The 21377-nt window shown below is 62.1% G+C and carries 16 protein-coding genes; 14 read left to right on the top strand and 2 right to left on the bottom strand.

The annotated features are described in order from the left end of the window. Positions 1 to 268 precede the first annotated feature (268 nt). Entirely contained in the window at positions 269 to 1462 is a 1194-nt protein-coding gene (locus P3T43_RS25755; RefSeq protein ID WP_429283834.1) for a M20 aminoacylase family protein, read from the bottom strand. 170 nt (positions 1463 to 1632) lie between these two features. On the opposite strand from P3T43_RS25755, the gene P3T43_RS25750 reads away from it, so the two are divergent. Beyond that, positions 1633 to 3711, top strand: a complete 2079-nt coding sequence (locus P3T43_RS25750; RefSeq protein WP_429283827.1) for a molybdopterin-containing oxidoreductase family protein — start codon at positions 1633 to 1635, stop codon at positions 3709 to 3711. Between the two features lie 160 nt (positions 3712 to 3871). Beyond that, positions 3872 to 5545 (top strand): long-chain fatty acid--CoA ligase, encoded by a 1674-nt coding sequence (locus tag P3T43_RS25745; RefSeq protein ID WP_429283826.1) that lies wholly within the window; start codon positions 3872 to 3874, stop codon positions 5543 to 5545. A gap of 222 nt (positions 5546 to 5767) precedes the next feature. Here the strand turns inward: P3T43_RS25745 and P3T43_RS25740 are convergent, their stop codons facing one another. Further along, positions 5768 to 6931 carry a porin gene (locus P3T43_RS25740; protein WP_429283825.1) on the bottom strand — a complete coding sequence of 388 codons (1164 nt, stop codon included), beginning with the start codon at positions 6929 to 6931 and terminating at the stop codon, positions 5768 to 5770. Positions 6932 to 7232: 301 nt separating this feature from the next. On the opposite strand from P3T43_RS25740, the gene coq7 reads away from it, so the two are divergent. The 12 genes from coq7 (at position 7233) to murC (ending at position 21376) form a co-directional block, all read left to right on the top strand. Then, complete coding sequence (gene coq7, locus P3T43_RS25735; protein WP_429283824.1) at positions 7233 to 7862, top strand: 2-polyprenyl-3-methyl-6-methoxy-1,4-benzoquinone monooxygenase; 630 nt, start codon at positions 7233 to 7235, stop codon at positions 7860 to 7862. A 387-nt stretch (positions 7863 to 8249) separates the two neighbouring features. Next, positions 8250 to 8678, top strand: a complete 429-nt coding sequence (gene mraZ, locus P3T43_RS25730) for a division/cell wall cluster transcriptional repressor MraZ (protein ID WP_429283833.1) — start codon at positions 8250 to 8252, stop codon at positions 8676 to 8678. Between the two features lie 19 nt (positions 8679 to 8697). Beyond that, positions 8698 to 9651: a 16S rRNA (cytosine(1402)-N(4))-methyltransferase RsmH gene (gene rsmH, locus P3T43_RS25725; protein ID WP_429283823.1), complete on the top strand. Its 954-nt coding sequence runs from the start codon at positions 8698 to 8700 to the stop codon at positions 9649 to 9651. Beyond that, the gene (ftsL, locus tag P3T43_RS25720) at positions 9648 to 10004 is read left to right on the top strand and encodes a cell division protein FtsL (protein ID WP_429283822.1); all 357 of its coding nucleotides are present in this window, start codon (positions 9648 to 9650) and stop codon (positions 10002 to 10004) included. The genes rsmH and ftsL overlap by 4 nt, the downstream gene beginning before the upstream one ends. Beyond that, positions 10001 to 11869 carry a peptidoglycan D,D-transpeptidase FtsI family protein gene (locus tag P3T43_RS25715; RefSeq protein ID WP_429283821.1) on the top strand — a complete coding sequence of 623 codons (1869 nt, stop codon included), beginning with the start codon at positions 10001 to 10003 and terminating at the stop codon, positions 11867 to 11869. The genes ftsL and P3T43_RS25715 overlap by 4 nt, the downstream gene beginning before the upstream one ends. After that, positions 11866 to 13425 carry a UDP-N-acetylmuramoyl-L-alanyl-D-glutamate--2,6-diaminopimelate ligase gene (locus tag P3T43_RS25710; protein WP_429283820.1) on the top strand — a complete coding sequence of 520 codons (1560 nt, stop codon included), beginning with the start codon at positions 11866 to 11868 and terminating at the stop codon, positions 13423 to 13425. Before P3T43_RS25715 ends, P3T43_RS25710 begins: the two co-directional genes overlap by 4 nt. Beyond that, a complete protein-coding gene (locus P3T43_RS25705; protein ID WP_429283819.1) occupies positions 13422 to 14849 on the top strand; it encodes a UDP-N-acetylmuramoyl-tripeptide--D-alanyl-D-alanine ligase in 1428 nt (475 codons plus the stop codon). The genes P3T43_RS25710 and P3T43_RS25705 overlap by 4 nt, the downstream gene beginning before the upstream one ends. A gap of 17 nt (positions 14850 to 14866) precedes the next feature. Continuing rightward, entirely contained in the window at positions 14867 to 16036 is a 1170-nt protein-coding gene (gene mraY / locus P3T43_RS25700) for a phospho-N-acetylmuramoyl-pentapeptide-transferase (protein ID WP_429283818.1), read from the top strand. 27 nt (positions 16037 to 16063) lie between these two features. Then, positions 16064 to 17599 (top strand): UDP-N-acetylmuramoyl-L-alanine--D-glutamate ligase, encoded by a 1536-nt coding sequence (gene murD / locus P3T43_RS25695; protein ID WP_429283817.1) that lies wholly within the window; start codon positions 16064 to 16066, stop codon positions 17597 to 17599. After that, entirely contained in the window at positions 17596 to 18858 is a 1263-nt protein-coding gene (ftsW, locus tag P3T43_RS25690; protein WP_429283816.1) for a putative lipid II flippase FtsW, read from the top strand. The genes murD and ftsW overlap by 4 nt, the downstream gene beginning before the upstream one ends. Then, on the top strand, positions 18855 to 19976 hold the full coding sequence (murG, locus tag P3T43_RS25685) for an undecaprenyldiphospho-muramoylpentapeptide beta-N-acetylglucosaminyltransferase (RefSeq protein ID WP_429283815.1): 1122 nt from the start codon (positions 18855 to 18857) through the stop codon (positions 19974 to 19976). The genes ftsW and murG overlap by 4 nt, the downstream gene beginning before the upstream one ends. Continuing rightward, the gene (gene murC / locus P3T43_RS25680; RefSeq protein ID WP_429283814.1) at positions 19973 to 21376 is read left to right on the top strand and encodes a UDP-N-acetylmuramate--L-alanine ligase; all 1404 of its coding nucleotides are present in this window, start codon (positions 19973 to 19975) and stop codon (positions 21374 to 21376) included. The genes murG and murC overlap by 4 nt, the downstream gene beginning before the upstream one ends. Position 21377: the final 1 nt, after the last annotated feature.

Below are 21377 nucleotides of genomic sequence, written 5' to 3'. Positions count from 1 at the left end.
ACGCCGATGATAGTGCGGATTACCCGTGTGAAAGTAGGTAATCGTCAGGCTCCCTAGCAGCAACAGAAACCCCACCCCACAAGGTGGGGTTTCTGCGTTTACGCGCCAAAAACCAGGAAGAGGAACACGCGATCTGTTCTGCAAACACAGATAACTCGCTATCGCCAGACCGCGCCACGGCTCCCATGAGGCAGCCACGCTACGGATCGGCAAGCCCCCTCGGGCCGCTGGCCAAAGCGTCTCCACCATCCCAACTGCCTCTCTACAGTTATCCCAGTGCAAGATACTTCTGGGCAAGCTTGACCCAAAAAGTCGATCCAACCGGTAACAACTCATCGTTAAAGTCGTAACTCGCGTTGTGCAGCATGCAAGGACCGGCTCCGTGTCCTGCATCGCGATGTCCGCCCATACCGTTGCCTAAAAAGGCATAGCATCCTGGCTTGGCAAGCAGCATGAACGAAAAATCTTCGGCGCCCATCGTCGGTTCCACGGCGTCATCGACATTTTCCGCGCCCACCACCTCTTTCATAACAGCAGCGGCAAAGCGAGTTTCCTCGCTGCTGTTGATGGTCGGTGGATAGTTGCGATGGAAGGAAATTTTCACTGAGCAGTCGTACGCTGCAGCCGTGTTCTCGGAAATCTTGCGCATCCGTGTTTCGATCAGGTCGAGCGTTTCCGTCGTAAATGTGCGAACGGTGCCTGCAATCCATGCTCGATCGGGGACTACGTTCACTGCGTCGCCGGCGTGAATCTGCGTGATTGACAGTACGCCGGTGTCAAGCGGCTTCTTGTTGCGCGTGATGATGCCCTGCAGTCCATTGGCGATCTGTACTGCAGTAAAAACCGGGTCGCGCCCGTTGTGCGGCATCGCTGCGTGCGATCCGACGCCGGTGATCTCGATGCGGAATTCGTTGCTCGATGCCATGATCGGACCTTCGGTCACGCCGAACTGTCCCGCTCGCATGCCCGGCCAGTTGTGAATTCCGTACACTGCATCGACAGGAAATTTCGTGAAAAGGCCGTCGTCGATCATCGCCTGCGCGCCCGCACCACCTTCCTCTGCAGGCTGGAAGATGAACACGATCGTTCCGTCGAATTCGCCGTGTTTGGCGAGGTGCCGCGCTGCGCCCAATAGCATGGCTGTATGCCCGTCGTGTCCGCACGCGTGCATCTTTCCGTCGTGGCGAGAGCGATGCTCGAAACTGTTGAGTTCCTGAATAGGAAGCGCGTCCATATCCGCGCGCAGCCCAATCGACCGCTTGCCTGTGCCACGCTTCAAAATGCCAACCACGCCGGTCTTGCCAAGGCCGCGGTGCACTTCGATACCCCAGTCATGGAGGCTTTTCGCCACCAGGTCAGACGTCTGAGTTTCTTCGTAGCGCAATTCGGGATGCGAGTGGATGGTTCGTCGGAGGGTCTGGATCTCGCCGTGCGCGGCCTGGATTTCGGGAATGAGTTTCATGGTGCGTTGTGTTTCGCTGTGCATTGAATGACTCGAGGCGCCTTCGCCTTGGCTCGGTACGAGTCAATTCTACGCCCACCTAAATTTTTGGCGACGTCGCGGGATGCAGGTCATTAAGGACGCAATAAAATAGCACTTTGTGTCCTGCCGCCTCTTACACGGATTGCCCAATGAATGCCCCGACTGAGTTTGCCCGTGCAGTGTGTCCGCACGACTGCCCGGATACCTGCGCAATGCGCGTGACGGTTAAGAACGGGCGTGCAATCAAAGTGGTCGGTGATCCTGACCATCCGCCAACTCAAGGGGCGTTGTGCACCAAAGTCAGCCGCTATGCCGAGCGTGTACATCATCCGCGCCGGCTCACGACGCCAATGCGCCGGGTCGGTGCCAAGGGCGAAGGTCGTTTCGAAGCCATCGGCTGGGATGAGGCGCTAAAAATGGCCGCCGAGCGCCTGTCGGAAATCGCGGCACGTGCTCCCGAAGCAATCGTCCCCTATAGCTACGCGGGTACGTTGGGCCTCGTGCAGGGTGACAGCATCGCCCAGCGGTTCTTCCACAAGCTCGGTGCATCCCAATTGGACCGGACAATTTGCGCGGCAGCCGGTGCGGCCGGGCTGAAGTACACCTACGGCGCAAGCCTTGGGATGCTCACTGAGTTTTTCGCGGAGAGCGAGCTGATCCTGATCTGGGGTTCGAATCCGATTGCGTCCAATCTGCATTTCTGGACTCGCGCGCAGGAGGCTAAGCGCCGCGGCGCACGCCTGATCGCGATCGACCCTTATCGCTCGTTGACGGCAGAAAAATGTCATCAGCATATTGCGCTCAAGCCCGGTACTGACGGTGCGCTCGCACTCGGCATGATGAACGTGCTGTTCACTGAAGATCGGCTCGATCACGCCTATATTGCGGACCATACGCTCGGTTTTGAGCAGTTAAAGGCTCGCGCGTTGCGCTATCCGCCGTCGCGTGTCGCGCAGATTTGCGGCATCGACGAGCAGACGATTGTCGATCTCGCGCGTTTGTACGGCGGCACCAGAAAGGCGGCGATCCGCATGAACTACGGGCTGCAGCGGGTGCGCGGCGGCGGCAACGCGGTACGCGCCATCGCCTGTTTGCCCTCGTTGACCGGCGCCTGGCGCGAGCGCTCAGGCGGCACGTTGCTTTCCTCGTCGGGCTGGGTACCGGTGAACTCACACGCGTTGCAGCGCCCCGACCTGATGCCCGGCTGGCCGTCGCAGCCGCCGCGCGTCATCAATATGAACGCAATCGGCGACGCCTTGCTGCATCCGGGCGACGCCGGCTTCGGGTCGAAAGTCGAGGCCGTGGTGGTCTATAGCGCCAATCCGGTCGCCGTTGCGCCAGATTCCGCGCGGGTTGCGGCTGGCTTTGCGCGGGAAGATCTATTTACGATCCTCCTCGAGCATTTCCAGACCGATACGGCGGACTACGCCGACTTATTGCTACCCGCGACAATGCAGTTAGAGCACCTCGATCTCCACAAGTCCTACGGCCACACGCACGTCATGGTGAACCTTCCTGCGATCCAACCGGTGGGAGACGCCCGGCCCAACACCGAGATTTTCCGCGGGATCGCCCGCCAGATGAATCTGCAGGAGCCGGCCCTGTTCGAGTCCGACGAATCTGTCGCGGCAAACGCGTTACGCTGGGATGATCCGGTATTCGAAAACGTCAACTGGGAATCGTTGAAGCAAACCGGCTGGGCAAAGCTCAATTTGCCCGATGCGCCGTTTGCCAACGGTGGTTTTCGTACGCCATCGGGCAAGTGCGAGTTCTCTAGTGAGCGCCTCGCACAACAAGGGCTCGATCCGCTTCCGGACTATCTGCCGCCCCACGAATCCGCTGACAGCGACCCCGAGCTCGCGGCGCGCTATCCACTGGCCATGATCTCGCCCCCCGCGCGTAATTTTCTGAACAGCACCTTCGTCAATGTGGAAAGCTTGCGTTCCACTGAGGGCGAACCGCATATCGACATCCACCCCTTCGATGCAGGCCGGCGCCGAGTGCTTGACGGAGATCTGGTCCGTATCTTCAATGACCGCGGCTCGATGCGGGCGCGTGCCCGCGTGACAGACAGGGCGCGCGAGGGCTTGGTGGTTGGCCTCTCCATCTGGTGGAAAAAGCTGTCTCCCGACGGATGCAATGCCAACGAGGTTACGAGCCAGGCGCTCACGGACCTCGGTGGTTCCGCCACCTTCTACGACTGCCTTGTCGAGGTCGAACGCGTTTGAAATCCCGGGCGCAAAACGGCCGTATGTATCACGCGGCGATTCTTACGGGTGACGTTCGAGGGCGTCGTCTAACCCGGGAAGATTCCACTAATTGCAGGGCAGGGCGCGTGCTAGGATGCGTTTTTAGCACGACCATTCGAAAAAAAGGAGGAGACGCCGCATGGAAAAAATCTGGCTGAAATCATATCCGCCCGGCGTTCCAGCAGAGATCGATCCGAGTCAATATTCGTCCGTTGCCGAGCTGTTCGAAGAAAGCTTCCGTGAATATCGCGCGAGGCCGGCCTTCGTCTGCATGGGCAAGCAGATCACTTACGGCGAACTGGACGCGTTGTCGGGCAAGCTTGCCGCGTGGTTTCAGTCGAAAGGCCTCGTGCGCGGCGCTCGCATTGCAATCATGATGCCGAACGTGCTGCAGTATCCGGTGGCGATTGCCGCCGTGCTGCGCGCCGGCTATGTGGTCGTGAACGTAAATCCGCTGTACACGCCGCGTGAACTCGAACATCAACTGAAGGACAGCGGCGCCGAAGCCATTATCCTGCTCGAGAATTTCGCAGTAACGCTGCAGGCGGTGGTGCGCAACACCGCGATCAAGCATGTGATCGTCGCGGCGATGGGTGATCTGATGGGCGCGAAGGGCCTGCTGGTGAACTTCGTCGTGCGTCGCGTCAAAAAGATGGTCCCTGCGTGGAGCCTGCCGGGCCACATCGAGTTCAACACCGCCATTGCCGAAGGCGCTCGCCGCGAGTTCAAGCCGGTCAAGCAAGGCCCAGATGATGTCGCGTTCCTTCAATACACGGGCGGAACGACGGGTGTGGCGAAAGGCGCAACCTTGCTGCATCGGAACCTGATTGCCAACGTCCTGCAGTCGCAGGTTTGGCTCGACCCCGCCCGCACGGGACGGGACGATATCGACCAGTTCGTGACCGTTGTCGCGCTACCGCTGTATCACATTTTTGCGCTGACAGTCTGCGGATTGCTGACCGTGCGTACGGGCGGACTTGGCCTGCTGATTCCGAATCCGCGTGACATCGGCGGCATGATCAAGGAACTGCAGGGCTATGCGATCACGACGATTCCCGCCGTGAACACGCTCTACAACGCCATGCTCAATCATCCTGATTTCGACAAGCTCGACTTCTCGAAGCTGCTGGTCGCCAACGGCGGCGGGATGGCGGTACAGGAAGCCGTCGCGAAGCGCTGGTACGAACGCACGCGTAGCCCGATCGTCGAAGGATACGGTATGTCGGAGACGTCGCCGTGCGTAACGTGTAATCCGGTAACGGTCACTTCGTATAGCGGCACGATCGGCCTGCCGCTGCCGTCCACCGAAATCTCGATTCGCGACGACGATAACCACGAGGTGCCGCTCGGCCAACCAGGCGAGATCTGCATTCGCGGTCCGCAGGTGATGGCGGGCTACTGGAACCGGCCTGATGAAACCGCCAAGGTGATGACCCCGGACGGCTTCTTCAAATCCGGCGACGTCGGCATCGTGAGCGAAGCAGGCTACGTGAAGATCGTCGACCGGAAGAAGGACATGATTCTGGTGTCGGGTTTCAACGTCTATCCGAACGAGGTCGAAGATGTCGTCGCCAAATTGCCGGGTGTGTTCGAAGTCGCGGCGGTCGGCGTGCCGGACCAACATTCCGGCGAAGCGGTGAAACTCTTTGTCGTGAAGAAGGATCAGGCGCTGACCGACGCCGACATTTTCGCGTTCTGCAAAGAACAACTGACGGGTTACAAACGGCCGAAGCTGATCGAGTTTCGGGCTGAGCTGCCCAAAAGCAACGTCGGCAAAATCTTGCGGCGCGAGTTACGCGACGGGCGTGTATAAGACGTTGCCAGAAACCACCATACGGCGGACAACTACTACATAAGCTGTTGGCTTGACCCAGAAGAACGGCCCAACGAACTTACGCTCGTTGGGCCGTTCGCATTTCAACCAGCTGAAACTTCGACGCCACACCAGCGCCAATCTGACGTCAATCGAAAAGAGCCAAGCCAAAAAAAAGGCGCCCGAAGGCGCCCTTGAGGCATACAGCTTTATTACGACTTATTAGAACTTGGCGCGGATACCGACGCGCGCCGTCAACTGGTTCTGGTTCGCCGACGCCGTCAGGTTGCTGATCGATGCAACGGCCGGCACAACCGTCTTGCCATTCGTCGACAGCGTGTCGCCCAGCGCGTGTTGATACACGCCTACGATGTAGATGTCGGTGCGCTTCGACAGGAAGTAGTCGATGCCCAGCGAACCCTGGTGATACTCGGGAGCCGAGTTGCCGTCCACCTTGCTGCCGCGCGTGTAGTCGTAGGCTGCGCCGACCAGCAACGCCGGGGTCAACTGATACTTGAAGTTGACTTCGCCGTTGTTGAAGGTAGCCGTTTGGCCAGCGAACGGCGTAGCGGCCGAGGAACCCAGGTTCATGAACTTGGTGTTCGAATACGTACCGCCAATCGTTGCAGCGCCGAACGTGTACGCGCCGCCTGCAGCGATCACCTGGTACGTGTTCGCCGAGGTGTAGCCTGCAATAACCGGCGACGTTACTGTGGAAAGCGTGGACGTGGCTGTGTTGTTGCCGAAGAAGCTCACAGCCGGGTTGCGGGCGTTGAGGTAGGCCGCACCGAGAACCAGCGGGCCATTCGCGTAACCGGCGCCTACCGAGAAGATCTGGTTGCGGCCGGTTTCGCCAGCCACGCCGCCCAGGCTGTATAAGCCGCCGAACGTCAGACCGTTGTAGTTGTTGCTCGTGAACTTGATCGAGTTGTTGACGCGATAATCGTTGTTCAGGTTATCGAGGTCACCCGGGTGAGCGGTGATGTAGCCACCCCATTGATCGCCGACTTCCAGCGGGCCGACATAGTCAACCGCGGAGTCGTACTGACGACCAAGAGTCAGCGAACCGTAGTTGCTCGACAGACCCACGAACGCTTGACGACCGAACAGCAGACCGCCTTGACCGAGCTTGCCGGTGTTGGTGTCGAAACCGTTTTCGAGTACGAAGATAGCCTTCAGACCGCCGCCCAGATCTTCCGTACCACGCAGGCCCCAACGACTGCCCTGCAGCACGCCGCTAGACAAGTTGTACAAATGCTTGCCACCAGCGTTGGTGTTGATGTTAAAGCCTTCGTCAATAATACCGTACAGGGTCACGCTGCTTTGCGCATGAGCGACGCCAGCGAACGCGCCCAATGCCGCAAAAGCGAGAAGCGACTTTTTCATCGAGTGATCTCCAAGGAACTGCCAATTTTTTGTACAAGGCGAATATTTTTGGTGCAGCGGGGCCTTGCCATCTAACTTCAGCGAGAAGTTGCACGTAATGTAACAAAAGGCCTATCTCGCACAAAGAGAAAGCAGGGCGTCCAGAAGACCGTTGTTTCGTTTACGCAACATGGTCTAGAATTGAAAATTAGCCATAAAATCAGTCGTTAACCAACGCTCTGCGCGTGCGAAATTGCTCCGCAAACGCATGCTGTGCGGACCTTTGGGAGATTGGATTGAGGCGTCGAACCAGGAGAGTTGGATGGTGCTGGATGAACTGATTACCGAGCTGGATCGGGGTTTACGCTCAATGACGGGCGTGTCGCGGATGAGTCGGCCGGTGCCGGTGCCGCCTGCGTCGACGGAAGTCCCGGAATTGTCGTCGGCAGAGCGCGAACATGCCGCCGGGTTGATGCGCGTGAATCATGTTGGCGAGGTGTGCGCACAGGCGCTTTATCAGGCGCAAAAGCTGGCCACTCGCTCTCCCACTTTGAAAGCAACGTTCGAGCACGCGGCACGCGAGGAAGAAGATCATCTCGCGTGGACTTCCCGGCGACTGGAGGCGCTCGATTCACGGCCCAGCCTGCTGAATCCGCTGTGGTACGCCGGCGCGCTCGCGCTCGGCCTGGTGGCCGGCCGCTTCGGCGATCGGGTGAGTCTCGGTTTCATGGCCGAGACCGAGCGTCAGGTCGAGCAGCATCTCGATAGTCATATGGAAAAGTTGCCTGAAACGGATCTCGAATCGCGTGCCATCGTCGAACAGATGCGCGTGGACGAAGCGGCGCATGGTAAAAGTGCGATGGATGCGGGGGGTGTCGAACTGCCTTTTCCCGCGCGCGCCTTGATGCGTGCCGCGTCGAAATTCATGACTCGGACTGCTTACTACGTTTAATCGCTCGGAAGTGGGACGGCGCACCGTGCGCCTCCCGCTAAATCGCCTCAAACCCTCCGCCGATTCATTCAATCCCCCGCCGCAGATCGCTTAGATTCCACGCCTTTCGCCCCGACTTTTCACGTATCACCTTCACAAGTTGCAGTAGTGCATTCATTTATAACGGTTTTCCGTTTTAAGTCCGACGTGAAGGAGTCGCGCTAAGTCCTTGTTCTAACAAACAAATTTCGTTAAAAATCCGCGCTTCTCCCTTGACCCCTGTTTAGGCTTCCTCTAAAGTGGGAGACAGTGTGAGAAAGTGTATTTTTGTGTGATTCCCGAAGGGGTTTCGGGTAGATTTTCAAGAACAGGCAAGCGGCGCGCGGCGTCGTCATGGGGAGAGCAGAAGTGTTCCAAGGGGCGTCGGCGCTGGCACTCGATGCGAAGGGGCGGATGTCCGTCCCGTCTCGCTATCGGGACGCGCTGCAAGGACAGGCAGAAGGCCGGGTGACGATCACCAAGCACCCGGACGGCTGCCTGTTGCTATTTCCGCGCCCGGAATGGGAAATCTTCCGCGACAAGGTCGACAAGCTCCCCATGAACGCCACCTGGTGGAAGCGCATTTTTCTCGGCAATGCCATGGACGTCGAAATGGACGGCGCAGGACGCGTGCTCGTATCACCGGAATTGCGCACGGCCGGCGGGTTGGGAAAAGAAGTGACCCTGCTCGGCATGGGTCGTCACTTCGAGTTGTGGGATACGCAAACGTACGCCGCGAAGGAACAGGCGGCCATGGCTGAGGGCATGCCCGAAGCGTTGAAAGATTTCACGTTCTGATCGCGGCATACATACATATATGGCACCTGCGATGGGAAACGAATTGCAGCATCGCACGGTGCTGCTGGAAGAGGCGGTCGAGGCGTTGGTGAACCGCCCGGACGGCGTCTATGTGGACGGTACGTTCGGACGCGGCGGTCATAGCCGCGCGGTGCTGGGCAAGCTGGGTGAGTCGGGCCGGTTGATCGCGTTCGACAAAGACCCGCTCGCCATTGCGACGGCGCAGAAAATCGCCGATCCGCGCTTCGAGATCGTGCATGAGAGTTTTGCTTCACTGCGTGACGCGATTGCGGCGCGCGGGGTTGGGCAGGTGTCGGGCGTTTTATTGGATCTGGGCGTGTCGTCGCCGCAAGTCGACGACCCGGAGCGCGGTTTCAGTTTCCGCGCCGACGGCCCGCTCGACATGCGGATGGACCCGACGCGCGGCGAATCGGCTGCTGACTGGCTGGCGCGGGTCACGGTGCAGGAATTGACGGAGGTAATACGAGATTATGGGGAAGAACGGTTTGCTTTTCAGATTGCAAAGGCGCTTGTTGCTCGCCGGGCAGAGTCCGACCGTCTTGGGCCTCTCGTCAGCACGGGCGAGCTTGCCCAAATCGTGGCTAACGTCGTCAAGACCCGTGAGAAGGGCAAGGATCCGGCAACCCGCACCTTTCAAGCTATACGGATTCACATCAATCAAGAGCTTGCGGAGCTGCAAGTCGTTTTAGAAGCAGCGCACGCGCTGCTGGAGCAAGGGGGGCGGCTGGTGGTCATCAGCTTTCATTCGCTCGAGGATCGGATCGTCAAACGGTTCATGCAGGCGCACGCCAGTACGCCTACGGTCGACCGTAGACTGCCGATCCGCGCAGTCGATCTGCCCAGCCCGCCGCTCAAACTCATTGGCCGCGTGTTCGCGAGCGACGCTGAAGTCGCCGCCAACCCGCGCGCCCGTTCTGCTGTGATGCGCGTGGCGGAGCGTATCGCGCCATGAGCCGCCTCAATATCTTTCTGCTGATCGTCGTAATGGGCTGTGCGTTATCCGTGGTCAACGCAACGAATCAGCAGCGTCAGATCTTCATCCAGTTGCAGCGCGCGCAGTCGCAGGAGCGCCAGTTGCAGCAGGACTACTCACAGCTTCAATATCAGCAGAGCGCGCTTTCGAAGACCTCGCGCATCGAACAGCTCGCGACGGACTCGCTGAAAATGCAGGGCGTGACGACCGGCCTCACTCAATATCTGACGCTCGACGCGGGTGCCGCCATGGCTGAAGATGCGCCCGTGCCGACCTCGGCCCCGGTGTCCGCTTCCACTCCGCTCACCACCCGTCATGGGGGCGTGCGATGAAAAAGTCCTCGAGCCGCAAGAGCGTTGCCTTCGCGTCGAACCCGATCCTTTCCGTGCGCCTGCCCATGTGGCGTTCGAAACTCGTCGTGTTCATGCTGTTCATGGCGTTTGTCGCACTCGCTGGCCGTGCATTCTGGATTCAGGGGCCGGGCAACGCGTTCTATCAGAAGCAGGGCGAGAGCCGTTATCAGCGCACGCTGGAAATGCCGGCTACGCGCGGCAAGATTCTCGACCGCAACGGCCTCGTGCTTGCCACGAGCTTGCCGGTGCGCGCGATCTGGGCGATTCCCGAAGCCGTGCCTGACGATCTCGGCGCCGACAAGCTGGCCGCGCTCGGCAAGCTGCTAGGCATGACGAATACGGAACTGCGCGCCAAGCTGTCCGAGGACAAGAATTTCGTCTACGTAAAGCGTCAGGTGCCGGTCGACGTGGCCGAGCAGGTGACCGCGCTCGACATTCCCGGCGTCTATCAGCGTGACGAATACAAGCGTTTCTATCCGGAAGGCGAAATCGCGGCCCACCTGATCGGCTTCACCAACGTCGAGGACGAGGGTCAGGAAGGCGTCGAGCTGGGCGACCAGAAGCAGCTCGTGGGCATGCCGGGCATCCGCCGCGTCATCAAGGACCGGATGGGGCACATCATCGAGGATGTCGACGAACAGGTCGTGCCGCACAACGGTACGGATGTGAACCTGGCGATCGACAGCAAGATCCAGTACATCGCCTACACCAACCTCAAGGCCGCGGTTGAAAAATTCAAGGCCAAGGCAGGTGCCGCCATGGTGATCGACGTGCGTACCGGCGAAGTGCTCGCGCTCGTCAATTACCCGACCTTCAACCCGAACGACCGCAGCCACCTGACCGGCGACCAGCTGCGCAACCGTGTGCTCACGGACGAGTTCGAACCGGGCTCGATCATGAAACCGTTCACGGTTTCGCTTGCGCTCGATCTGCATCGCGTGGCGCCGACTACACTGGTAGATACGGGGCCGGGCCACTTCAATCTCGACGGCGCGACGATCACCGACGACAGCGCGTTCGGCGTGCTGACAGTCGGCGGTGTGATTCAGAAATCGAGCAACATTGGCGCGACGAAGATCGCGATGACGCTCAAGCCCGAAGAGATGTGGAATATGTATACCAGCATCGGTCTTGGCCAGGCGCCGAAAATCGGCTTCCCGGGCGCGACGGCGGGCCATCTGCGTCCGTGGAAGAGCTGGCGCCGTATCGAACAGGCGACCATGTCGTACGGCTACGGCTTGTCGGCGTCGCTGTTCCAGTTGGCGCGCGCCTACACCGCAATCGCTCATGATGGCGAAATTATGCCGGTGACCATCTTCCGCTCACCGGGCGATCAGCCCGCCACCGGTCCGCAGATTTTCTCGCCGGTCACCGCCCGTGAAGTACGCGCGATGCTCGAAACCGTGGTCGCGCCCGGCGGCACCTCGCCCGATGCCGCCGTGCCGGGGTATCGCGTAGGCGGCAAGAGCGGCACGGCGTACAAGCACGGCGCGCACGGGTACGACAAATCGAAGTACCGCGCGTCGTTTGTCGGCATGGCGCCGATGCCGAATCCGCGCATTGTGGTCGCGGTGTCGGTGGATGAACCGACGGCCGGCAGCCACTTCGGTGGCCAGGTGTCGGGACCGGTGTTCTCGACCATCGCCGGCGACACGCTGCGCTCGCTCAATATTCCGCCCGATATGCCGGTCAAACAGATGGTGGTGTCGGATGATTCGGCACCGGTCGTGCCGGCCGCGCCGACGCTGCCGCCCGCGGCAGCGAAGAAGCTGTCCACCAGCAGCGGCGCCAAGAAAATGACCATCGCCTCCAGCGCGAAGAACCATCCTGGAGTGGTGCGATGAGCGCGCTACGTTCGCAGCATCCGGCTCATCGGCAGATTGCCGACGCACTCGGCTGGCTACACGCTCGCGCGCAGCCCGGTGCTCATCTGCACGCCGACACGCGCTCGCTCGCGGCCGGCGACGTGTTTCTGGCCTATGGGGTCGACGGTGCCGACAACCGGCCGTTCATCGACGGCGCGATCGAACGCGGTGCGGCTGCGGTGCTGTATCAGCCGGAAAACTTTAACGCTGCGGTGGATCCGTCGCTCGCGCTCGCGGTGCCCGCGCTGAACGAACTGGCAGGCTCCATCGCGAGCGGCTGGTATGGCGACCCGACCGATACAGTGCGGGTGATCGGCGTCACGGGCACCAACGGCAAGACTTCATGCAGCCAGTGGATCGCGGCGGCGCTCAGTGCGCTCGGCACCCGCTGCGCGATTGTCGGCACGCTGGGGACCGGCATGCTGGGCCACCTCGTGCATACTGGCTTCACGACGCCGGACGCTCCGCAGTTGCAGCGCAGCCTCGCGCAGTTGCGCGATGCGGGCGCACAGGCGGTCGCCATGGAGGTGTCGTCGCATGCGCTGCACCAGGGCCGGGTGAACGGCACGGCGTTCGAGATCGCCGTGTTCACCAATCTCACCCAGGACCACCTCGATTATCACGGCACCTTTGCCGCCTACGAGGCCGCCAAGGCGCGTCTGTTCGCGTGGCCGGAGCTGCGTTGCGCGGTGATCAATCACGACGACGCAGCGGGTCGCCGCTTGCTGGCGAGCACGCAGGGCCACGCGCGCACCATCGCCTACGGTCTTGGCACGTCCGCCGAGGCGCCGGACGCCGCTGCGCCGCAATCCGACGCCTGGCTGCACGCCGCCCATGTGCGCGCGACCGCAACCGGCACGGCGTTCCATCTGAGCACGTCCGATTGGGGTGACACCGAAGTCGAAGTGCAGACGCTCGGCGCCTTCAACGTCAGCAACCTGCTGGGTGTGCTGGGCGCACTGCTGGCAACGGATGTCCCGTTCGACGCGGCACTGGCCGAACTGGCGAAACTGGAACCGGTCAACGGCCGCATGCAGCGGTTGGGCGGCCGCCTGCAAAACGACGAGCCGCTCGTCGTAATCGACTACGCACACACGCCCGACGCGCTGGAAAAAACCCTCGAAGCACTGCGTCCGATGGCGGTTGCGCGCGGCGGCGAGCTGATCTGCATGTTCGGTTGCGGTGGCGATCGCGATGCAACCAAGCGTCCGTTGATGGGCGCGATTGCGGAAAAATTCGCCGACAGCGTCGTCGTGACCAGCGACAACCCGCGCAGCGAAGACCCGCAGAAAATTCTCGACCAGATCGCTGCCGGCATGCAAGACGCGTCGAAGGCCCGCCGGGTCGAGGATCGCGCCAGTGCCATCCTGCAGGCTATCCGCGGCGCGGCACGCGAAGACGTGATCGTGCTGGCCGGCAAGGGGCACGAAGCCACTCAGGAAATCATGGGTAAGAAACGCGCTTTCTCCGATCAGGATCACGCACGTCTGGCGCTCGCCGCCCGTGCTACGCAGGCTCGCGGAGGTGGCGAATGACCCGGCAAGACGTCGTGATGTTTTCTCTGCGCGAAGCCGCTGCGCTGATTCCGGGCGCGACCGTGCTCGGTGACGACAGCGTCACCTTCGAGCGTGTGTCGACCGACAGCCGCACCGCCGGTCACGGCGATCTGTTCGTCGCACTCAAGGGCGATCGTTTCGACGCGCATGACTTTTTGCCGGACGTGGCCACGCATCAGATCGCCGCGGCGCTGCTGACGCGTACGCCCGCCGGCTGGAGTCTGCCGGCCTTGCAGGTCGCCGACACGCGCGCAGCGCTCGGCGCGCTCGCGCGCGGCTGGCGTCGCCGCTTCACGATGCCGCTCGTCGCGGTAACGGGCAGCAACGGCAAGACGACGGTCAAGGAAATGATCGCGTCGATCTTCGCCGCCGCCGTCGGCGTGGACGCGCGGCTTGCTACCGCGGGCAATTTCAACAACGACATCGGACTGCCGCTGACGCTGTTTCGTCTGAGCGCCGCGCATCGACTGGCGGTGGTCGAACTCGGGATGAATCACCCGGGCGAAACCGCGTTGCTCGGCCATATCGCCGAGCCGACGGTCGCGGTGGTGAACAACGCCCAGCGTGAACATCAGGAGTTCATGGCGACGGTCGAAGCGGTGGCGCTCGAACATGCGAGCGTGATTCACGCGCTCGCGCCGGAAGGTGTCGCGGTGTTCCCGGCGGATGACGCCTACGCCAGCATCTGGCGCGTCGCCGCCACCGGCAACCGCATCATTGATTTCGCTCTAAATAACGACGGTCAAGCCACCGAAGCCGCAGTGCAAGGTGTATTCGCCGGCAACGTGCTGAGTATCGACACGCCGGAAGGTCATCTCGACGTCACGCTGCAGGTACTTGGCGACCACAACGCGCACAACGCACTGGCGGCCACCGCCGCCGCGCTGGCCGCCGGCGTTGGGCTCGATGCCATCAAGCGCGGTCTCGAATCGTTCGGCGCGGTGAAAGGGCGTCTGCAGGTCAAGCGCGCCGCGCTGGGCGCGCTGGCTGGCGCCACGGTGGTCGACGACACCTACAACGCGAATCCCGATTCAATGCGCGCCGCGATCGACGTGCTGGCCTCCCGTCCCTCACCGCGTGTGCTGGTGATGGGCGACATGGGCGAAGTCGGCGATAACGGTCCGGCATTTCACCGCGAAATCGGTGCCTACGCCAACGAGCGGGGCATCGACGCGCTGTACGCGCTCGGCGATGCATCGCGCGATGCGTGTGCGGCCTTTGGCGCGCAGGCGCATCACGTCGACGACGTCGCGACGCTCGTCGCTCAACTGCTGCAGGCGGGTTTCGGCCCGGCGGCAACGCTTCTCGTGAAAGGCTCGCGGTTCATGAAAATGGAACGCGTGGTGGACGCCGTAACGAGTCCACAACCCATCGCACCGGACGCAGCGTCCGGTGCACATTGAAATAGAAGGACCGAGGCATGCTACTGGCGCTGGCGCAATGGCTGCAGAATGACGCAAGCTTCTTGCGCGTGATCAGTTACCTGACTTTCCGTGCGGTGGCGGCGACGATCACCGCGCTGCTGATCGGGCTCGTCTGCGGCCCGGCGGTGATCCGCAAGCTGACGGCGATGAAGGTGGGCCAGGCCGTCCGTAAAGACGGTCCGCAATCCCATCTCGTCAAATCCGGCACCCCGACCATGGGCGGCGTGCTGATCCTGCTCGGCATCGCGGTGTCGACGTTGTTGTGGGCCGATCTGACCAACCGTTTTATCTGGATCGTGATTCTGGTGACGTTCGGTTTCGGCGTGATCGGCTGGGTCGACGATTACCGCAAGGTGGTCTACAAGGATCCGCGCGGCATGTCGTCGCGTGAAAAGTATTTCTGGCAATCGGTGATCGGGCTGTTCGCTGCTGTATATCTCGCCTTCAGCGTGTCCGAAGCGAGCAATGTGCGCGTCTACGACCTGTTCATGGCGTGGGTGCGCAGCGGCCTTTCCATGGGCCTGCCGCCGCACGCCGACCTGATGCTGCCGTTCATCAAATCCATCAGCTATCCGCTCGGCGTGTGGGGCTTCATCGTGCTGACGTATCTCGTGATCGTCGGGGCCAGCAATGCGGTGAATCTCACCGACGGCCTGGACGGTCTCGTCATCATGCCGGTCGTGCTGGTCGGCGCGTCGCTCGGGGTGTTCGCGTATGTGATGGGTAGTTCGGTCTATTCGAAGTATCTGCTGTTCCCGCACATTGCCGGCGCCGGCGAGTTGCTGATTTTCACCTCCGCGATGGGCGGCGCAGGGCTCGCGTTTCTCTGGTTCAACACGCATCCCGCGCAGATGTTCATGGGCGACGTGGGCGCGCTGGCGCTCGGCGGCGCGCTTGGCACGATCGCAGTGATCGTCCGTCAGGAAATCGTGCTGTTCATCATGGGTGGCATCTTCGTCGCGGAGACGCTTTCCGTGATGTTGCAGGTGATGTGGTTCAAATTCACCAAGCGACGTTTCGGCGAAGGCCGGCGGCTCTTCAAGATGGCGCCGCTGCATCACCATTTCGAATTGTCTGGCTGGAAAGAAACGCAGGTTGTCGTGCGGTTCTGGATCATCACGTTAATGCTGTGCCTGTTCGGTTTGTCCACGCTCAAGTTGCGTTAAGCCGTTGTCGAAGTAAAAGGGAAAGCGATGTTTGGCGAGAAGTTTCGGGATCGGCAAAAGCCGATGGTGCTCGTGCTGGGACTCGGTGAATCGGGTCTCGCGATGGCGCGCTGGTGCGCGCGGCACGGGTGCCGGCTGCGCGTGGCGGATACGCGCGAGGTGCCGCCGAACCTGTCCGGACTCGAAGCGCATGGCATCGATGCCGACTTCGTCGGCGGCCCGTTTTCGCCCGTGTTGCTCGAGGGCGTCGAACTGGTGGCGATCAGTCCGGGTCTGTCGCCGCTCGCAACGGATCTCCTGCCGCTGATTACCGAGGCGCGCGACAAGGACATCCCAGTCTGGGGCGAGCTTGAATTTTTTGCCCAGGCGTTGAAGACGCTCGGCGAAAGCGGTTACGCGCCGAAGGTAATCGCGATCACCGGCACCAACGGCAAGACCACGACCACGAGCCTGACGGGTCTGCTGTGCGAACGTGCCGGCAAGAAGGTCGCGGTCGCGGGCAATATCAGCCCGGCCGCGCTCGACAAACTCACCGAAGCCATCGACAACACCGCGCTGCCCGATGTCTGGGTGCTCGAAATGTCGAGCTTCCAGCTGGAAACGGCGCACACGTTCGCGCCGGATGCCGCGGTCATCCTCAACATCACGCAGGACCACCTCGACTGGCACGGCGGCCTCGATGCCTACGCGGCCGCCAAAGGCCGGATCTTCGGGGCGCAGACCGTGCGCGTGCTCAATCGTGACGACGCTCGCGTGATGGCGCTAGCCAAAACGCCCGCCAAGGATGGCGCCGCAGGCGACAGTCCGGCAACGGTGATGACTTTCGGCGTCACCGAGCCGACGCGTCCTGGCGATTACGGTTTGCTGCGCGAAAACGGCATCATCTGGCTGGTGGAGGCGCACGATCGCGATGCCACGGACGAACCCGCGCCGACGCGCCGCCGCAAGGGCGAAACCGCCGCGCCGCCGAACCTCGGCCTGAAGCGCCTGATGCCTGCCGACGCCTTGCGCATCCGCGGTCTGCACAACGCCGCCAACGCGCTCGCCGCGTATGCGCTCGCACGTGCGGTCGACTTGCCGGGCGCGCCGTTGCTGCACGGCTTGCGCGAATACCGCGGCGAGCCGCATCGGGTTGAATTGATCGCCTCGATCGAAGGCGTCGACTTCGTGGACGACAGCAAAGGCACCAACGTCGGCGCGACGGTCGCGGCGCTCGACGGTCTCGCGCAGCGCGCGGTGCTGATCGCCGGTGGCGACGGCAAGGGCCAGGAATTCGAACCGCTCGCCGCGCCGGTCATGCGCTGGTGCCGCGCGGTGATGCTGATTGGCCGCGACGCGCCACGGATTCGCGCCGCGCTTGCCGACACCGGCATTGCGCTCACCGATCACGGCACGCTTGAAGACGCCACGCGTGCCGCAGCGGCGCTCGCCCAACCCGGCGACGCGGTGCTGCTGTCGCCGGCCTGTGCGAGCTTCGACATGTTCAAGGGATACGCCCATCGCGCCGCGGTGTTCCGCAGCGCGGTTGAAGAGATCGCTGCCGAGCGGGGGACGATGATATGAGCTGGTCGGAACGCTTCGGTTCGCGCCTCGCCAAACAGCGCGGCTCAGTCGGCGATGCAAGCGCCAGCCGCACGGCGAACGGACTCGCGAGCGCCGTCAACGGCGTGCGTCCGCTTCGCTCGCGCATGCTGGACTACGACCACTCGCTGCTGTGGGTAGTGATCGCGCTGCTCGGCCTTGGCATCGTCATGGTGTACTCGGCGTCCATCGCCATGCCGGACTCGCCGAAGTACTCGTCGTATCGCGACTGGGCTTTCCTCGTGCGGCAGATCATCTTCGTGGTGCTCGGCTCGGTGATCGGCGTGATCTCCTTCCGCATTCCGGTTTCGACGTGGGACAAGTACGCGCCAAAGATCTTTCTGCTGGCGCTGGTCAGTCTCGTGATCGTGCTGGTGCCGCACGTCGGCAAGGGCGTGAACGGCGCGCGGCGCTGGATTCCGCTCGGCATCACGAACATGCAGCCGTCGGAAATCATGAAGCTCGCCGTGACCATTTACGCGGCCAACTACACGGTGCGCAAGCAGGAGTACATGCACAGCTTCGCCAAGGGCTTTCTGCCGATGGCCTTCGCGGTCGGCGTGGTCGGCGCGCTGCTGCTGCTCGAACCGGACATGGGCGCGTTCATGGTGATCGCAGCGATTGCGATGGGCGTGCTGTTCCTCGGCGGCGTGAACGGCAAGCTGTTCGGCGGCCTCGTGGCGACCGCGGTCGGCACTTTCAGTTTGCTGGTGTGGGCGTCGCCGTGGCGGCGTGAGCGGATCTTCGCGTACCTCGATCCGTGGGACGACCGTTACGCGCAAGGCAAGGCGTATCAATTGACGCACTCGCTGATCGCGTTTGGTCGCGGCGAGTGGTTTGGCGTGGGCCTGGGCGGCAGTGTCGAAAAGCTCAACTACCTGCCGGAAGCGCATACCGACTTCATCCTCGCGGTGATCGGCGAGGAACTGGGTTTTGTCGGCGTGCTGGTGGTCATCCTGATGTTTTACTGGATCGTGCGCCGCTCGTTCGAAATCGGCCGTCAGGCACTGGCGCTGGACCGCACGTTTGCAGGACTGGTCGCGAAGGGCATTGGCTTGTGGTTCGGCGCGCAGACCTTCATCAATATGGGCGTGAACCTCGGCTTGCTGCCGACCAAAGGTCTCACGCTGCCGCTCGTCAGCTACGGCGGGTCGGGCATCTTGCTGAACTGCGTGGCGGTGGCCTTGCTGATGCGCGTCGATTACGAGAACCGGGTCTTGATGCGCGGAGGGAAGGTATGACCTCCATGCGGCAACGCACGCTGATGGTCATGGCCGGCGGCACCGGAGGACACGTGTTCCCGGGGCTGGCGGTCGCCCATCTGATGCAGGCGTGGGGCTGGAAGGTCGTATGGCTCGGCAATCCCGCGGGCATGGAAGCCACGCTCGTCGCGAAGCACGGCATCCCGATGGAATACGTGCGCTTTGGCGGCGTGCGCGGCAAGGGCATGAAGACCAAGCTGATGCTGCCCGTCAATCTGCTGCGCGCGTGTACGCAAAGCTTGAGCGTGCTGCGGCGCGTGAAGCCCGATGTGGTGCTCGGCATGGGCGGCTACATCACCTTTCCCGCTGGTTTGATGACCGCGCTGAGCGGCCGTCCGCTCGTGCTGCATGAACAGAATTCGATTGCCGGCCTCGCGAACAAGGTGCTCGCCAGGCTCGCCAGACGCGTCCTCGTGGCATTCCCGAACGCGTTGCCGCACGGCGAATGGACCGGCAATCCGATTCGTGAGGAACTTGCGCGCACCTTGCCGCCCAAAGCACGTTACGCACAACGCAGCGGTCCGCTGAATGTGCTGGTGGTGGGCGGCAGTCTGGGCGCTACGGCGCTCAATGAGATCGTGCCGCGCGCGCTGGCCATGCTGGATCCGCAGCAACGTCCGCACGTCGTGCATCAGGCTGGCGCGAAGCATATCGAGGCGCTGCGCGCGAATTATGCGGAAGCTGGCTTGCAAACCGGCGCCGATGTACAACTCGTCCCTTTTATCGACGACATGACGGGCGCTTACGCGAAGGCGGATCTGGTGATCTGCCGTTCGGGCGCGATGACCGTCGCCGAGATCGCGGCAGTGGGCGTAGCGGCGTTTTTCGTGCCGTTCCCGTTCGCGGTCGACGATCACCAGACCACGAACGCAGCGTTCCTCGCCGATCACGGCGCGGCGCTGCTGGTGCAGCAACGCAACCTCACGGCGGATGGCCTCGCCTCGTGGTTGCGCGGCCAGAGCCGCGAGAGTCTCGCGGAGATGGCAGAGCGTTCGCGCTCGCTCGCGAAACCCGACGCCACGGAACAGGTCGCGCAGATTTGCGCGGACGTGGCGGGTGTAGTCCCGAGCCCGAGCACAGAAGGAAGGCAACAATGAAACACATCGTCAAACATATTCATTTCGTCGGTATCGGCGGTGTAGGGATGAGCGGCATCGCCGAGGTGCTGGTGAATCTCGGCTATCAGGTGAGCGGTTCCGATCTCACGAAGAACGCGGTGACCGACCGGCTCGCCGTGCTCGGCGCGCGCATCGCGATTGGCCATGCCGCTGAGAACATCGAAGGGGCGAACGCCGTGGTCGTTTCCACGGCGGTGCGCAGTGACAATCCGGAAGTGCTGGCCGCGCGCCATCGACGTATTCCGATCGTGCCGCGTGCGGTGATGCTCGCGGAACTGATGCGCCTGAAGCAGGGCATTGCGATCGCCGGTACGCACGGCAAGACCACGACCACCTCGCTGGTGGCGAGCGTGCTGGCCGCGGGCGGGCTCGATCCGACCTTCGTGATCGGCGGCCGGCTGATCAGCGCGGGCGCCAATGCGCGTCTGGGCACGGGTGACTTCATCGTCGCCGAAGCGGATGAATCGGATGCGTCGTTCCTGAACTTGTTCCCGGTGATCGAAGTCATTACGAACATCGACGCGGATCACATGGACACGTACGGCCACGACTTCGCGCGGCTCAAGCAGGCGTTCATCGAGTTCACGCACCGGCTGCCTTTCTACGGCATCGCCGTGTTGTGCGTCGACGATCCGAACGTGAAGGAGATCCTGCCGTTCGTCTCGAAGCCCATCATTCGTTATGGTCTCGCGGCCGATGCGCAGGTGCGCGCGGTGAACGTCGAGGCTCACGACGGCAAGATGCATTTCACGGCAATGCGTGAAGACGCGGCGCCGCTCGACATCGTTTTGAACCTGCCTGGCACACACAATGTGCAGAACGCTTTGGCCGCAATTGCAATTGCGACTGAACTTGAGGTGAAAGATGCCGATATCCAGCGAGCGCTTGCAGATTTTAACGGCGTAGGCCGACGCTTCCAGCGTTACGGCGAAGTACCGGTGACGACGGGTGACAACAAGGGCGGTACGTACACCCTGGTCGACGACTACGGTCATCACCCGGTCGAAATGGCCGCGACGGTCGCGGCGGCGCGTGGCGCGTTTCCTGGCCGGCGTCTGGTGCTGGCATTCCAGCCGCACCGCTTCACGCGTACGCGTGACTGCTTCGAAGACTTCGTGAAGGTGTTGTCGACCGTCGACGCGCTGGTCTTGACCGAAGTCTATTCAGCGGGCGAAGCGCCGATCGTCGCAGCCGACGGCCGCGCACTCGCACGCGCGATCCGCGTGGCGGGCAAGACCGAGCCGGTGTTTGTCGAAACGGTGGATGAAGTGCCGGATGCGCTGGCAGCAATGGTGCGCGAAGGCGATGTGGTGATCACGATGGGCGCGGGATCGATCGGCGGTGTGCCGGGTCGCCTCGCGCAGGAAACGAAGGTGTGAA

This window comes from Paraburkholderia sp. GAS41 (assembly GCF_050436545.1).
Taxonomy (GTDB): Bacteria; Pseudomonadota; Gammaproteobacteria; order Burkholderiales; family Burkholderiaceae; genus Paraburkholderia.
The sequence above is the reverse complement of the archived record's forward strand: the minus strand, read 5'-3'. Positions and strand labels throughout refer to the sequence as shown.

Excerpts from the sequence above, each read along its gene's own strand:
- P3T43_RS25755 (WP_429283834.1), bottom strand. The coding sequence starts at position 1,462 with ATGAAACTCATTCCCGAAATCCAGGCCGCGCACGGCGAGATCCAGACC.
- P3T43_RS25750 (WP_429283827.1), top strand. The coding sequence starts at position 1,633 with ATGAATGCCCCGACTGAGTTTGCCCGTGCAGTGTGTCCGCACGACTGC.
- P3T43_RS25745 (WP_429283826.1), top strand. The coding sequence starts at position 3,872 with ATGGAAAAAATCTGGCTGAAATCATATCCGCCCGGCGTTCCAGCAGAG.
- P3T43_RS25740 (WP_429283825.1), bottom strand. The coding sequence starts at position 6,931 with ATGAAAAAGTCGCTTCTCGCTTTTGCGGCATTGGGCGCGTTCGCTGGC.
- coq7 (WP_429283824.1), top strand. The coding sequence starts at position 7,233 with ATGGTGCTGGATGAACTGATTACCGAGCTGGATCGGGGTTTACGCTCA.
- rsmH (WP_429283823.1), top strand. The coding sequence starts at position 8,698 with ATGGCACCTGCGATGGGAAACGAATTGCAGCATCGCACGGTGCTGCTG.
- ftsL (WP_429283822.1), top strand. The coding sequence starts at position 9,648 with ATGAGCCGCCTCAATATCTTTCTGCTGATCGTCGTAATGGGCTGTGCG.
- P3T43_RS25715 (WP_429283821.1), top strand. The coding sequence starts at position 10,001 with ATGAAAAAGTCCTCGAGCCGCAAGAGCGTTGCCTTCGCGTCGAACCCG.
- P3T43_RS25710 (WP_429283820.1), top strand. The coding sequence starts at position 11,866 with ATGAGCGCGCTACGTTCGCAGCATCCGGCTCATCGGCAGATTGCCGAC.
- P3T43_RS25705 (WP_429283819.1), top strand. The coding sequence starts at position 13,422 with ATGACCCGGCAAGACGTCGTGATGTTTTCTCTGCGCGAAGCCGCTGCG.
- mraY (WP_429283818.1), top strand. The coding sequence starts at position 14,867 with ATGCTACTGGCGCTGGCGCAATGGCTGCAGAATGACGCAAGCTTCTTG.
- murD (WP_429283817.1), top strand. The coding sequence starts at position 16,064 with ATGTTTGGCGAGAAGTTTCGGGATCGGCAAAAGCCGATGGTGCTCGTG.
- ftsW (WP_429283816.1), top strand. The coding sequence starts at position 17,596 with ATGAGCTGGTCGGAACGCTTCGGTTCGCGCCTCGCCAAACAGCGCGGC.
- murG (WP_429283815.1), top strand. The coding sequence starts at position 18,855 with ATGACCTCCATGCGGCAACGCACGCTGATGGTCATGGCCGGCGGCACC.
- murC (WP_429283814.1), top strand. The coding sequence starts at position 19,973 with ATGAAACACATCGTCAAACATATTCATTTCGTCGGTATCGGCGGTGTA.